Source organism: Luteibacter sp. RCC_6_2 (genome assembly GCF_041360655.1).
Lineage (GTDB): Bacteria > Pseudomonadota > Gammaproteobacteria > Xanthomonadales > Rhodanobacteraceae > Luteibacter.
This window is the reverse complement of sequence record NZ_JBFUPQ010000011.1, coordinates 24,759-37,264: the sequence shown is the minus strand read 5'-3', so window position 1 is coordinate 37,264 and position 12,506 is coordinate 24,759. Positions and strand designations below refer to the sequence as shown.

Genomic DNA, 12,506 nt, shown 5'->3' with positions numbered 1-12,506 from the left:
GTCGCGATGCTCTGGCTGGCGGTCGCCGCATCATCGGCGGCGCGCGCCGCCTCGTCCATGCCGCGTGTCGTCCACGAGCAGGGCCGCCACGCCCTGCTCGTGGATGGCCAGCCCTACACGGTGCTGGCGGCGCAGCTGCATAACTCCAGCGCCTGGCCGGCCGTGCTGCCGAGCGTATGGAACGACGTGCTGGCCCTCCATCCGAACACGCTGGAAGCGCCGGTCTACTGGGAACAGTTCGAGCCGGCCAAGGGCCGGTTCGACACCCGCCATGTCGATGCCCTGGTCGAAGGCGCACGGGCACACGGACTGCGCCTGGTCATCCTGTGGTTCGGCAGCTGGAAGAACGGGCAGATGCACTACGTTCCGGAATGGATCAAGTCCGATCCCGCGCGCTACCCGCGCGTGCTGGACGAGCACGGCCAGCCGGTCGACGACCTCTCCACCCAGGCCACCGCCAACCTGGAAGCCGACAAGGCCGCGTTCGCCGCCTTGATGGCGCATATCGAACGCGTCGATGGCGATCGCCACACCGTGATCATGGTGCAGGTGGAGAACGAGCCGGGCACCATCGGAACGGTTCGCGACCATTCCCCCGCCGCCGAAGAGGCCTTTGGTGGCAACGTGCCCGCCGACCTGGCGAAGGCGCTCGGCAAACCGGCCGGCAAGACATGGACGGAAACATTCGGGGCGGATGCCGACGAACAGTTCAACGCCTATGGCATCGCGCGATACATCGACCAGGTGGCGGCGGCTGGCAAGGCCATCTATCCGCTACCGATGTATGTCAACACCTGGCTGCGCTACAAGGGCAAGCACCTTCCCGGGAACGACTATCCCAGCGGCGGCGCCACGTGGAACGTCCTCGACCTGTGGAAGGCCAGCGCGCCGCACATCGATCTCATCGGCACCGATCTCTACAGCACCGATTACAACGAGTTCACCAAGGTGGTGGGCCAATACACACGCGCCGACAATCCGCCATGGATCTCCGAGACCGGCTACGACGCCGGCAACGCGCCCTACCTGTTCCATGTGCTGGCGAACGGTGGCATCGGCTTCTCCGTCTTCGGCGTCGACAACGATCCCGACACGCCGGAACGCCGCAAGGCCACCCAGGCGCACGCACGCAATTTCGCGCTCGTGGACTCGATCAACGGACAGGTCGCGGCCGCCGCCTACCGGGGCACGTTGCACGCTTCCGTGGAACAGCGCGGGCAGCCGAAGCGAACCATCGCACTGGATAACCGCTGGCGGGCCGACGTCTCCTATGGCGCACCCCGCTGGGGTGACGCGCCCGCCGAACTGCCGGGCACGCCCGACGCCACGGGGCACGTGCTCGTCGTGCCTCTGGGCACCGACGAATACCTGGTGACCGGCTTCGACGCACGTGTCGAGTTCGCCCGCGACAACGCGGATGGGCGCCACGGCCAGCTGCTGCGCGTGGAGGAAGGCAGCTATGTCGACGGCCAGTGGAAGGCGATCCGCTGGTGGAACGGCGACGAAACCGACTATGGGCTCAACTTCACGGACAAGCCCGTGCTACTCAAGGTCCGGCTCGGCAGCTACTGAGCCGGACCACGTGCCTCAACTCAGGAAACCACCGTCGATGCTGAGGCTGGCACCATTGATGTAACGCGCATGCGGACCGGCGAGATAGGCGACGAGCGCACCTACTTCCATCGGCTCGCCAAGACGGCCCACGGGAAGCATCGGGATCAGCATCTCCTCATGGCCGGTTGTCATGTCGGTGGCGATCGGTCCAGGCTGCACGTTGTTCACCGTGATGCCGCGTGGGCCCAGATCACGGGCCAGTCCACGCGTCATCGCCTGGATGGCGCCCTTCGAAGCGCCGTAGATCGAAGTTCCCGGCAGGCCCGCGCGATCGGCCACGACGCTGCCGACGTTGACGATGCTGCCTCCGCTGCGCAAATGGGCCGCCGCCGCCTTCGTGGCGATGAAGACCGCACGTACGTTGATCGCGAACAGTCGATCGAAGTCTGCCAACGAGGTGTCGTCGAGCGTGGCATACACGAGCACGCCCGCGTTGTTCACCAGGATGTCGAGGCCACCGGTCGCCTTGGCGGCATCGTCGATCGCAGCGACCAGCGAAGCTTCATCCGCGCTGTCGGCACGCACGGCTTCGGCCTTGCCGCCTGCGGCGCGCACCTCGTCCACCAGCGCCTGGGCGGCGTCGGGCGAACTGGCATACGTGAACGTCACATGGGCACCTGCCGCCGCCAGCGAGCGGACGATGCCTGCACCGATGCCGCGGGAGCCGCCCGTGACGAACGCCGACTTGCCTTCGAGAAACTGGATGGTCATGACGCACCTCGTTATGGAATGATCGGTCAATAAATGAAGGAAAAAGAAGGGGCTGCGGCCCCTGCTTGAAACGACGCTGACGCGCCTCGAAAGGTGCGTGCTGCGCAGCCTACCAAATACTTGACTTATCAGTCCACTATTTTAGCGAGGCGCCAGCGCACCCAACGCCACCCTGACGATGCCACGCAGGATCTCGAAAGATGCTCCACCCCGCGCCGCCACCTTGAGGCCGGACAGGGTCGCAAGGAGGAAGTGCGCCGCGTCCGCCGGGTCCAGCTCCCTTGCCAGTTCGCCGCGGGCGATACCGTCGCGAATCCTGCTTTCGAAGGCGAGCAGCGTTCGCGCCGACACATCCGCGGTCACCGCCGCCACGTCGGGGGCGGTGGTGCCGAACTCGGTCACCGCGTGGATGCCAAGACAGGCCTGCCCGGTACCCGTCGCCGCCGCCTCGCCGAAACGAAGCAGCGCATGCTCGATGCCGTCGAGCACCGACTCGCGGGCGAACATCGCCGAAAGCGTCGTGCCGACGCTGTCTTCCGAGTAACGGCGCAACGCCTCGAGATACAGCTTCCGCTTGTCGCCGAAGGTGTCGTAGAGGCTTTGACGCCCGATCTTCATCGCCGACAGCAACATGGGCGTGGTCGTGCCTTCGAACCCATGCATGGCGAAGGCTTCGATGGCCCGTTGCAGGGCCGTATCCCGGTCGAATTCACGTGGACGCGCCATGTGAGGCCCTTTCTGGAACGAAGAGTCCACAAAGAATACCACCCCGACCCGGCACCGGCACGCCCGGATCAGAGTTCGCGCACGATCCTGAAACCCACCCGGGCGTTGCGCAGGTCGGCCGATGCGCCCTGGCGGTACGCGGAGCGGACCATGTCCGGGGCGCTGCCCCAGGAACCGCCACGGATCACGCGGCGGCTGCACCCGGGATTGACCCAGGCCTCGGCCGTGCGTGGCGCGCGGACGTAATTGTCATGCCAGCAGTCCGCCACCCATTCCGAGACGTTGCCGCCCATGTCGTAGAGGCCGAAGGGATTGGGCGTGAAGCTCATCACCGGTGCCGGACCCCAATAGCCGTCCTTGTAACCCGAGAACGCGTTGCTCCAGCGCCGGCCCGACCCGGAGCGATCGTTACCGCCGGTGAGGTTTTCGACACGCGAGCCCGGGTTGCCATCGCCCCACCAATAGCGAGTGGTGCTGCCGGCGCGCAGCGCGTATTCGAATTCCGCCTCGCTCGGCAGGCGGTACTTCTTGCCCGTGCGCTGCGAAAGCCAGTCGGCGTAAGCCTTGGCGTCGTTCCACGATACGTTGATCACGGGCAACCGTTCCTGTCCCGGCTTGCCTGCGTAGTCGTCCTGCCAGGTGACCGAGGTCTCGTCGCGAAGGCCACCGCTCTGCTCGTCGTACACGCTGCCGCCGCCCATCGACTGCGACTGCGGCACGTAACCGGACGAGCGCACGAAATCGCGGAACTGGCCGATGGTGACGCTGCTGCGCGCCATGGCGAAGCCCTTGTCGACCTGCACCTCGTGCACCGGCGCCTCGTCGGCATCGTGCCCCGCCTCACCGTCCGGCGAACCCATGAGGAACTTGCCGGTGGGAACCACGACCATCGCCGGCGCCTGCCCCGTGGAATCGATGAAGCGGTCGGCGAAGACCTGGCCGGGCTTGTAGCTGGAATACAGCTTCGCGTTGGTCACCCGTTCGTTGAAGTCGTCGATCCCGGCCAGGTCGGGGCTCACCTGTTGCGCCTTGGCCGCCAGCTGCTGGGCGAGGTCGATATTGCCGGCATCGAGGGCCGAACGCGCCTGCGCGAGCATCGCCGTGGCGCTCTGCCGGCGCATGCCTTCGATGCGGCCACGCGTGTCCTGCAGCGCCTGCGATTCCGGCGCGATGGTGGCGGCCTCCGCCAGCGCCGCGTCGGCGGCGGCGAAATCGTTCTGCGCGACGGCCGCGAGCGCCTTGTCCAGCACGCTGCGCTGCACGGTGGTGATGCCCTGCTCGGCCACGGCGTTCTCCGGGTCGAGTTCGAGCACGTCGCGATAGGTGTCCAGCGCGCTGTCGCCGCGCGGCTGGCTGGCCTTGCCTTCCTGCAGCTGCGCGGCGGCCTTGCCGAGCAGTGGGCGGACCTTGTCGAGTACGGCCAGTTTCTGTTGCAACGGCGCGGCATCCTTGGCGCTGGATGGAAGCGACTTGAGCGCCGCCAGCGACTCGCGCGCGGCGTCGGCGTCGCCCAGGGCGATGTCCTGCTCGATCTCCGCGGCGAGGCGCGCACGTACCTCGTTCATGCCCTCCAGGGCGCGCTGGCTGTCCGCCTTTTCCTTGAGGGCGCTCGTGAAGAGCACGGCGGCGCTGTCCTTGCCGCCCACCAGCCGGTCGACCGCCAACGCCTTGTCGGCTCGATCGAGCAAGGCCGTGAGTTCCGGCGAATCCGGCGTCTTCTGCGCGGGCAACTCGATCTCGTTGGTCTTCTCGCGGCGGCGTGCGGCGATCACCGAGGCCGGGGCGAGCATGATCGGTGGCCCGGCGTCGATCTCGGACACCACCGCCGGTGGCGCGGCTTGCGGACGCTGGTCGAAGCCCATCACGGTGGGCTGGCCGCGCAACGGCGAGCGCGAGGTGTTCTGCGTGGGCTGGACGTGCAAGGCCTGCGGAAAGAAATGGTAGAACAGCGCGAACGCGAGCACGGCAACACCCAACGCGCCGCCAATGGCGCGCTGTCGGCGGACGGTCTCGTTATTCGGCATGGTGGGCGGTTCCGTGCAGGCCTGCTATCGTGCTCTTCCACATTAGGGAATCACGCGCGGCAGGGCAACACGAACGTCGGCGCGCTCCCGAGTTCAACAAGGACGCCTGCATGACATCGAGCGAACTCGCTCCCGACGCCCCCTGGATCGACCGCCGCGAGGCGCTGGATGCCTGGATCGCCCTCATCGGCCCCACCGCCGTCGTCGGGCTGGACACCGAATTCATGCGGCGCAATACCTTCTATCCCCAACTGGCGCTGCTCCAGCTCGCCCACGACGGGCGTTACGCGTTGATCGACCCGCTCGCCGTGCCCCTGGCCGACGCGCTGGCACCGACCTTCGCCGCGCAACCCGTGGTCACCGTGATGCACAGCGCGGGCGAAGACCTGGAAGCGATGTCGCCCTTCCTGCCGGACGGCCCGCATACGTTGTTCGACACGCAGATCGCGGCCGCCTTCGTCGGCATGGGCCTGGGCATCAGCTACCGCGCGCTGGTGGCCGAGCTGGTCGGCGCCGAACTCGACAAGGGCGAAACGCGCAGCGACTGGCTGCAGCGTCCACTCACCGAATCGCAAAAACTCTACGCCATGCTGGATGTCGTGCACCTGCATCCGGTGCACGCCATCCTTGCCGAACGCCTTGCCGAGCGCGGCCGCGCCGGCTGGCACGCCGAGGATTGCGCACGCATGAAGCGCCGCGCCAGCCACCGTGAAGGCGATCCGCAACCGCAGCGTGGTTTCAAGGCCGCCAGCGAATGGCCGGCGGAGAAACAAGCCCTGCTCCGCCGCGTGCTGCGCTGGCGCGAAACCACGGCTCGCGAACTGGACAAGCCGCGCTCGTGGCTCCTGGAGGACGTCCAGGCGATCGACCTCACCGGCAACCTTCCCGGCACGCAAGCCAACCTCGACGAACGCACCCGCGGCACGCGTGCGCTGCGTTCCGCACAGCGGCAGGAACTCTTCGAACTGCTGCAACGCCCCATGGAGGCTGACGAGGTCGCAGCCACAGCCCCGGTCGTCGGCCACCCCATGGGCGAGGCGAAGCGGGCCATCAACGAGATGCGCAGCGCCATCGATACGCTCGCCACCCAACTCAACCTCCCGCCCGGCCTGCTCTGCGCGCGCCGCTCGATGGAGGAATTCGTGATGACCGGCGAGTGGCCCGAAGCCCTGGAAGGCTGGCGCCGCGAGGTTCTTTTCGAGCGCTTGTCGGCGCTTCTGCCGTAAAGAACCCCTCTTGGCGACCGCCGGAAGCCCTGCTAATATCCCACGCTCGTGTGGGGCGGTAGCTCAGCTGGGAGAGCGTCGCGTTCGCAATGCGAAGGTCGGGAGTTCGATCCTCCTCCGCTCCACCAAAATTCCAGACAAAAAACCTTGGAAACGTAACGCGTTCCGAGGTTTTTTTGTTTCTACAGACTTGTCTTTGAACTATCGACATCAGCGATGTCTGCGGAAGTTTGATCCAGCAGCATGAACTTGCCATCGACCTGCCATTCGTCGTTTCGATGGAGTAGACATTTTCATTCCGTGGACTGAAGGCAGCACAACGGATGGCTCGCCAATCGTCATAAAGCTAGCCTGCGTCAGGCCAACGACATCACTAGACGCCGACTGGCGCGACAACGTGATGCAGAGCCGATCAACAGCAGCCATGAGAAACGGCAGGATCGCGAAAGCGGCCGCGAGTACATCGCTCTGAGCTGCCAAGGGCTGGCGGCGGATGAGAGCGATTGCACTAACACGCTCCACCCAATTGGCATCATGCCAAACTTTAGTCACGACCAAGGTTTTTGATCAAGTGAGACCATTGCAGGATAGGCGGACGTTGGTAAGTGTATTACACTACCACTGTTCAACGCCCGCTTCTTGTCCTGGAGACGCCTGTGCCGCGAAGCGCTGAGATCGGAGCAACACGGGGTAGCTACATCTACCCCCTACGATTGCCCGACGAGCTACGCGAACAGTGGTCCGCCTATTGCGAACGCCACAAGAAAAAGTCACCCACCGTCTTGCGGGCGCTCATGCGCTATCTGATTCAAGATGACATGCCACCTGAAATTCAGCAGTGGCTCGCGGGGCAGACTGTCGGCAACCCGGATGACGGGCCGAAGGAACGACTTGAAGTCCGGCTCACACCGACTGAACTCCAGAACATCACCATACAAGCCGAGGCTGAAGGCTGCACACCCCAATGTTGGGTCGTCAATTGTGTGCGCGCGAGATTGATCCACGAACCGCCGTTCACAATGGATATGACTGAGGCGCTATGGGACTCATTGTCCCAGCTCCAAGCCATTGGTCGAAATTTGAACCAGATCGCCAAGCAATTGAATGAAGGTCGGCACGCCGAAGTCAGGGCGGAGCAAATCGAGAAGCTGGCGATCTATATCTACCGATACACAGAGGAAGCCGCAGCCGTGCGAGATGCCAGTCTAAGCCGCTTGGGCAAAAAAAAAGACATTGAGAAGTATACAAAATGAGCCAAATTACTCTGGACGTCGAACTGCCCAGAATGGCACCGGCCATTCTTTGTCAAAAGCGCTTGGATGTTTCAGTTCGCACCCGTAGCAGCCGTCTCCCGTGGCGAGGACAATTTTCTCCCGAGCTCGTAGAATATTTTCTTCAATTCCTTGATGGCGAAACAAAAAATATCTACGACCCGTTTTGCGGAAGCGGGACCGTCTTATACGAATCACTGAGCGCCGGTCACCGCGCATTCGGCTTGGAGATCAATCCGGCTGCATGGCATCTCTCAGTTCTCTCCAGATATTCAAAGCTAGAAGATTCCGAAAGAGAACTAATTAAATCAGTCATTAGCTCTTTTTCAATTGAAGCACTCGATTTTTCGGAAAACATAGAAGATCTAAATATTCGAGAATTGATTTCCAATCAAAATAATAGTTTTTCAAAGCTTGCTGTGGCGGCAGTATTTCTCTTGGCGATGGGTAATGGTAAGAAATATTCCACTGCCTCGTTGACGCGCGCCACGCAGGTTGTATTTAAGATTTTTGCTGAGATTGATTCAGCGGAAGCCTGCGCAGACTGCTTCCTTGGAGATGCGCGAAAATCCCCGTTATCGGATTCATCTATTGACTTTGTGCTCACATCACCTCCTTACATAAATGTATTCAATTATCATCAAAACTATAGGCCAGCAATTGAATATTTAGGGTGGAATCCACTCAAAGTGGCTCCCGCCGAGATTGGCGCGAATCGTAAGAACCGATCAAATAGATTTCTTACCGTCATCCAATATTGCCTAGATATCCAAAAAAGTCTCGCGGACATAGCAAGGGTTTTGAAGCCCGGCGGCCAGTTAATTATGGTTCTGGGAAAAACATCAAATGTTTTGGGGACATCATTTGAGAACGGACAAATAATTAAGAGGCTTCTTGCAGATCTTGGCTGCTTTGAAATCAATGCACAGGAGAGCCGAAGCTTTATGAACCGCTTTGGAGAGGACATCAGGGAAGACGTATTTCTCGCTACTCGATCCAATAAAAAAATAAGCGATAATAACGCTGCTTTAGATATAGCACTTGACCTACTGAAGAAGGGATTAAGCGTGGTTCCGCAAAAGAACAAATACTTGCTGGATGAAGCCATTGAGAAATCCTGTTTAGTACGCCCATCGCCAGAGGCAGTTCTAGATATCCCTCTTCATTTTTCATAAAACCAAGGACGAGACCTATGAAAGTCATTCGGACAAAAGCTCACGGAGACAAACTCCATGCGCTACTCCAGAACGGAAAACTACCGACCACTGACAAAGCGCGAGTGGAAAGGACTATAGAAAAATACAACGAATGGATTGCAAAGCTCCTTTCGGCAGAAGGTAGCGCAGAAGAAATTCTTAAGTCGCATGTTGATGCACTAAATAAATATAAGCGTCACGTCGAAATAGATCTGATTTTCGATTCAGATGGTGACTTTCTTCATCGCCAGAAAGGTCAACTCAAGCTCGACAATACAATTCTCGAAGAGTTCCTCCCCTACATCTTTGATGCTCGACTAGTTCCTGGACTGAATCGAATTAAAAATCTAAATGCCGGACCACAGGCGTCTTATGCAGGGATGAGCTTCGCATCACCGTTTATAGCCCTTAATGCCGGGGGAGCGTATATTAAATTTAAAGATCAGGATTTTTCAGTATCAAAATCCCATAAAATTAAAATCACGGACGAACCCGCTAATGGTGCAGCTGCTTTTGAAACGAAGTTCTCCGTTTCTCATTTCGCCGCAGAAATTAAAACAAACTTGGACAAGACAATGTTCCAAGAGGCTTCAGCGACAGCATCGGAATTAAAGAGGGCCGTGCCTGGGTCTAAATACATTCTTCTTTGCGAATATTTGGACATGACTCCCATTACAACCAAGTTGACTTCGATTGACGAGGTTATAGTTCTTCGCAAAGCAAAGCGTCTGGCTTCCAATGTTAGAGCTGGATTTTCCACCGCAGCAGGCCGCCAAGCCGTGCGAAAGAACTACGAGAAATTCCTGGAAAGCAACCCCCTTCACATCGAATGTTTTGCACGGTTTATATGGCATCTCTCGGAATGTTTCCCGGAGAAAGAAGAGGATGCTGAAGACGTGGTGCTTGGACGCGGTTATTTTTGAAAAACATTGCGCGTCGATCACTGCCACAGCCTTTGAAGGAAGTGCACATGCCACGCGACTTTCCATTGAATTTAGGTAGATGAGCCATACGATTGTCCAGATCGATAGGCGCCCAGCGGAGGGCCAACAATTTCGCCGCAGCATAGGTCGGCGTTCGTGGCGAGGATCTCGTTCGGAAACACCAAATGGATCGATCCGCTGGCGCCAGCGTAACCGAAGCCAATATCGATCTGCGTCCTGCGCGCACGGATGCCGCCCGCTGGGGGCCAGCCGGGTTCACCCGATGCTCTCGAGGTACGGACGCATCACGTTGGCCACCCGGCAGATTTTCGCGAAATGCCAGATATCGTCGACCGAGGCCTTGTTGCGCGACCGCGCATCCTTCAGTGCCTCCAATGCCACATCCAGGCCGATCTTGTTGCGATGCTTGAAACAGTCGGCAACCGTCTTGGCGGCGCTATAGACCCGTAGCTTGATGCCGTCTCGTTCGACCTCGTCAACGCCTGCCGAATAGGCCTCTCCCGTGAACTGCACCATCTTGACGGGCGGGTATTCGATACGGGGCGTGTGACTGCCCCGGGGCATGGCAATCCAGACCTGCCGCGGCAGCTGCGTGGTCAGTTCATGAAATTGCAGTGCCGTGAGCAGACAGAACACGGCCTGTGGTGCCTTGGTAGCGATGGTGCCGAGGCTTTCAAGCTCCGACACCTGCGCATCCGGCAGGCGATAGAGCCCGCGCGCGACCCTCTCGATCAGCCCTGACTCCGCCAGGCGTGTCAGGACGACTCGCGGCGAACCTATGTCGTCCAGATCGTTGGCGCGCAGCAGCCCCCTTCGGGTGGCCAGGTCGAGGACGCGTTGGGTGTGGGTATCGTGAAGCATGTCATGATGATGTTCCATAATTTCGTCGAATAAAAATATATGACGAAAATTCGGATCACTTTTCTCCTCGCTCAGACGCAAAAGCTCCGGCTCGTGGCGCGCAGGCGGTATATCGAGCCATCATGGAATCCCTAACCGTCTCAGGTGATACATGGCCGAGCCCCTCACGATCAGGTACGTCACCGACCAGGACTTCGCCGCCTGGAAGCCCCTGTGGGACGGCTACAACGCGTTCTATGGCCGGGAGGGGGCGACGGCATTGCCGGAGGCCATCACGCTGGCGACCTGGGCGCGTTTCCTCGACACCGCCGAAACCATGCACGCCCTGGTCGCCGAGCGCTCGGGCCAGTTGCTCGGCCTGGCGCACTTCCTGTTCCATCGCACCACCACCAGCACCAGCGACAACTGCTATATGCAGGACCTGTACACGACGGAGTCCTCGCGCGGCGCGGGCATCGGCCGCGCCTTGGTCGAGCGTGTGTACACGGAGGCGAAGAAGGCGGGTGCGGGACGCGTTTACTGGCAGACCCACGAGACCAACACGCACGCCATGCTGCTCTACGACAAGGTGGCGGAGAAGTCCGGCTTCATCGTGTACCGTAAATTGCTTTGAAGGCGCCGCGATCGCCGCTCACGAGGAAAGCGCCGCTTCGAGAATGGGCTTCGCCCATTCCGGCGTGCGTCGCAACGCGTCGATGTCGGTGGGGCTGACCAACCGGCCGCCAGCGATCTCGGCGACGAACAGCGGATCGGGAATCGCTTCGCCGCGCGCGACGTCGACGCTGTTGTCGTATACCTGCAAACAGGCGACCGCAGGCAGCAGCGCGATGAGATTCTCCAGCGCCGCGACATAGCGTTCGCGGATCTTCGCTTCCGGAATGTCGTGCCCGCCGGCGGCGACGCGCGCCGCGACACGAGCGATATGCCGCTCGGGCGACGACAGCCCGCAAAACCACATGAGTACATCGTGCGTCCGAGCGGCACCGGCGATTTTCGCGGGAACCGTGTTCCCGCCCAGCGTGGTCTCGAAAGCGTAAGTCGTGCCACGTACCATCGCATCGTCGAAGCGGCGCATGCCTTCGTTCCATGCGGCGGCATTCGCTTCGACCTGCGCGCATCCGGTGTCGGCGACCAGCTCGCGTGCGAAGGTGTCCGGGTTGAACCAGTCGAGCCCCGCCTCTCGCAGACGATGACCGCCGATGGAACTCTTGCCCGCGCCGTTCACTCCCGCCAACACGTAGAGGACGGGGCGATCCTTCAATGCGTGTCCCCGGCCTTGACCTTGCCACCCAGGGTCGTCCGGCCACGCATGAGGGAACGCAGGCGGTCGCCGGCATCGTCGGCCTGCAGCGAAGCGAGGCGTTCATCGAAACGGTGGCGAAGCGCGTCGAGCGCGGATTCGTGCCGCGACCCCGCGTCGTTGAGCGCGCGCATGATGACGCCGTATTCCTCCGCGGAAAGGATCACCGCCTCGGGCTCGCTGTGGTTCGTCACCACCACCTTGCCCGTGCGGCCGATCGCCCGCATCACGCCGCGCCAGCCGAGCTTCTTCACGTCGGAAGCGGCGGTATGCGGAAGGTCTTCGATGGCGTCGAGCTTGAGGGTCAGGGCCATGGCGGCACTCCGGAGGGGCTCAGGGTCCAATATACCCTAATTTCCCCTTTTGGGACGCCTACACCGACCCCAGACAAGACTGACGACATGCTGAGAGCCCCCTCACGAAGGAGCGCGCCCCATGACCCCGCTGGATAAACCGCTCAAACGCGAGCTCGAGGTCGATGGCCAGGCCTATACCCTCACCATCGACCCCGACGGCCTGAAGCTGGTAGCCAAGGGCAAGCGAAACGGCGTCTCGCTTGCCTGGAAGGACGTGCTGAGCGGCGACGCCGGCCTGGCGGCCGCCTTGCAGGCCTCGGTCAACCCCTGACGAGGA

The 12,506-nt window shown here is 61.2% G+C and carries 13 protein-coding genes and 1 tRNA gene; 8 read left to right on the top strand and 6 right to left on the bottom strand.

Annotated elements, in window-relative coordinates; all coding sequences use genetic code 11:
* Window positions 1-6 precede the first annotated feature (6 nt).
* Window positions 7-1,572 (top strand): DUF5597 domain-containing protein, encoded by a 1,566-nt coding sequence (locus AB6730_RS13125; RefSeq protein ID WP_371024165.1) that lies wholly within the window; start codon window positions 7-9, stop codon window positions 1,570-1,572.
* A gap of 15 nt (window positions 1,573-1,587) precedes the next feature.
* Here AB6730_RS13125 and AB6730_RS13120 read toward each other — a convergent pair whose 3' ends face one another.
* The 3 genes from AB6730_RS13120 to AB6730_RS13110 form a co-directional block, all read right to left on the bottom strand.
* Window positions 1,588-2,325: a 3-oxoacyl-ACP reductase family protein gene (locus tag AB6730_RS13120; RefSeq protein WP_371024049.1), complete on the bottom strand. Its 738-nt coding sequence runs from the start codon at window positions 2,323-2,325 to the stop codon at window positions 1,588-1,590.
* Window positions 2,326-2,466: 141 nt separating this feature from the next.
* Window positions 2,467-3,051, bottom strand: a complete 585-nt coding sequence (locus AB6730_RS13115) for a TetR/AcrR family transcriptional regulator (RefSeq protein ID WP_371024048.1) — start codon at window positions 3,049-3,051, stop codon at window positions 2,467-2,469.
* 68 nt (window positions 3,052-3,119) lie between these two features.
* A complete protein-coding gene (locus AB6730_RS13110) occupies window positions 3,120-5,075 on the bottom strand; it encodes an SUMF1/EgtB/PvdO family nonheme iron enzyme (protein ID WP_371024047.1) in 1,956 nt (651 codons plus the stop codon).
* Between the two features lie 110 nt (window positions 5,076-5,185).
* Here AB6730_RS13110 and AB6730_RS13105 point away from each other — a divergent pair, with 110 nt between their 5' ends.
* The 5 genes from AB6730_RS13105 (at window position 5,186) to AB6730_RS13085 (ending at window position 9,691) form a co-directional block, all read left to right on the top strand.
* Window positions 5,186-6,301 carry a ribonuclease D gene (locus tag AB6730_RS13105; RefSeq protein ID WP_371024046.1) on the top strand — a complete coding sequence of 372 codons (1,116 nt, stop codon included), beginning with the start codon at window positions 5,186-5,188 and terminating at the stop codon, window positions 6,299-6,301.
* A 52-nt stretch (window positions 6,302-6,353) separates the two neighbouring features.
* Window positions 6,354-6,429: transfer RNA gene (locus AB6730_RS13100), tRNA-Ala, on the top strand.
* Window positions 6,430-7,095: 666 nt separating this feature from the next.
* Window positions 7,096-7,554 carry a plasmid mobilization relaxosome protein MobC gene (gene mobC, locus AB6730_RS13095; protein ID WP_371024045.1) on the top strand — a complete coding sequence of 153 codons (459 nt, stop codon included), beginning with the start codon at window positions 7,096-7,098 and terminating at the stop codon, window positions 7,552-7,554.
* Window positions 7,551-8,747, top strand: coding sequence for a hypothetical protein (locus AB6730_RS13090; protein ID WP_371024044.1), 1,197 nt, complete (start codon window positions 7,551-7,553; stop codon window positions 8,745-8,747). The genes mobC and AB6730_RS13090 overlap by 4 nt, the downstream gene beginning before the upstream one ends.
* A 17-nt stretch (window positions 8,748-8,764) precedes the next feature.
* Complete coding sequence (locus AB6730_RS13085; protein WP_371024043.1) at window positions 8,765-9,691, top strand: Bpu10I family restriction endonuclease; 927 nt, start codon at window positions 8,765-8,767, stop codon at window positions 9,689-9,691.
* Window positions 9,692-9,967: 276 nt separating this feature from the next.
* Here the strand turns inward: AB6730_RS13085 and AB6730_RS13080 are convergent, their stop codons facing one another.
* A complete protein-coding gene (locus AB6730_RS13080) occupies window positions 9,968-10,573 on the bottom strand; it encodes a type IV toxin-antitoxin system AbiEi family antitoxin domain-containing protein (RefSeq protein ID WP_371024042.1) in 606 nt (201 codons plus the stop codon).
* Window positions 10,574-10,724: 151 nt separating this feature from the next.
* Between AB6730_RS13080 and AB6730_RS13075 the strand changes: the two genes are divergently transcribed.
* Window positions 10,725-11,186, top strand: coding sequence for an N-acetyltransferase family protein (locus tag AB6730_RS13075; protein ID WP_371024041.1), 462 nt, complete (start codon window positions 10,725-10,727; stop codon window positions 11,184-11,186).
* An 18-nt stretch (window positions 11,187-11,204) separates the two neighbouring features.
* Here the strand turns inward: AB6730_RS13075 and AB6730_RS13070 are convergent, their stop codons facing one another.
* Complete coding sequence (locus tag AB6730_RS13070) at window positions 11,205-11,834, bottom strand: AAA family ATPase (RefSeq protein WP_371024040.1); 630 nt, start codon at window positions 11,832-11,834, stop codon at window positions 11,205-11,207.
* Window positions 11,831-12,187, bottom strand: a complete 357-nt coding sequence (locus AB6730_RS13065) for a type II toxin-antitoxin system prevent-host-death family antitoxin (protein WP_371024039.1) — start codon at window positions 12,185-12,187, stop codon at window positions 11,831-11,833. Before AB6730_RS13065 ends, AB6730_RS13070 begins: the two co-directional genes overlap by 4 nt.
* A gap of 121 nt (window positions 12,188-12,308) precedes the next feature.
* On the opposite strand from AB6730_RS13065, the gene AB6730_RS13060 reads away from it, so the two are divergent.
* Window positions 12,309-12,500, top strand: coding sequence for a hypothetical protein (locus AB6730_RS13060; RefSeq protein ID WP_371024038.1), 192 nt, complete (start codon window positions 12,309-12,311; stop codon window positions 12,498-12,500).
* Window positions 12,501-12,506: the final 6 nt, after the last annotated feature.

Bases quoted from the DNA above. Each gene is read 5' to 3' on its own strand.
- AB6730_RS13125 (WP_371024165.1), top strand. From the start codon at position 7: ATGCTCTGGCTGGCGGTCGCCGCATCATCGGCGGCGCGCGCCGCCTCG.
- AB6730_RS13120 (WP_371024049.1), bottom strand. From the start codon at position 2,325: ATGACCATCCAGTTTCTCGAAGGCAAGTCGGCGTTCGTCACGGGCGGC.
- AB6730_RS13115 (WP_371024048.1), bottom strand. From the start codon at position 3,051: ATGGCGCGTCCACGTGAATTCGACCGGGATACGGCCCTGCAACGGGCC.
- AB6730_RS13110 (WP_371024047.1), bottom strand. From the start codon at position 5,075: ATGCCGAATAACGAGACCGTCCGCCGACAGCGCGCCATTGGCGGCGCG.
- AB6730_RS13105 (WP_371024046.1), top strand. From the start codon at position 5,186: ATGACATCGAGCGAACTCGCTCCCGACGCCCCCTGGATCGACCGCCGC.
- mobC (WP_371024045.1), top strand. From the start codon at position 7,096: ATGCGCTATCTGATTCAAGATGACATGCCACCTGAAATTCAGCAGTGG.
- AB6730_RS13090 (WP_371024044.1), top strand. From the start codon at position 7,551: ATGAGCCAAATTACTCTGGACGTCGAACTGCCCAGAATGGCACCGGCC.
- AB6730_RS13085 (WP_371024043.1), top strand. From the start codon at position 8,765: ATGAAAGTCATTCGGACAAAAGCTCACGGAGACAAACTCCATGCGCTA.
- AB6730_RS13080 (WP_371024042.1), bottom strand. From the start codon at position 10,573: ATGCTTCACGATACCCACACCCAACGCGTCCTCGACCTGGCCACCCGA.
- AB6730_RS13075 (WP_371024041.1), top strand. From the start codon at position 10,725: ATGGCCGAGCCCCTCACGATCAGGTACGTCACCGACCAGGACTTCGCC.
- AB6730_RS13065 (WP_371024039.1), bottom strand. From the start codon at position 12,187: ATGGCCCTGACCCTCAAGCTCGACGCCATCGAAGACCTTCCGCATACC.
- AB6730_RS13060 (WP_371024038.1), top strand. From the start codon at position 12,309: ATGACCCCGCTGGATAAACCGCTCAAACGCGAGCTCGAGGTCGATGGC.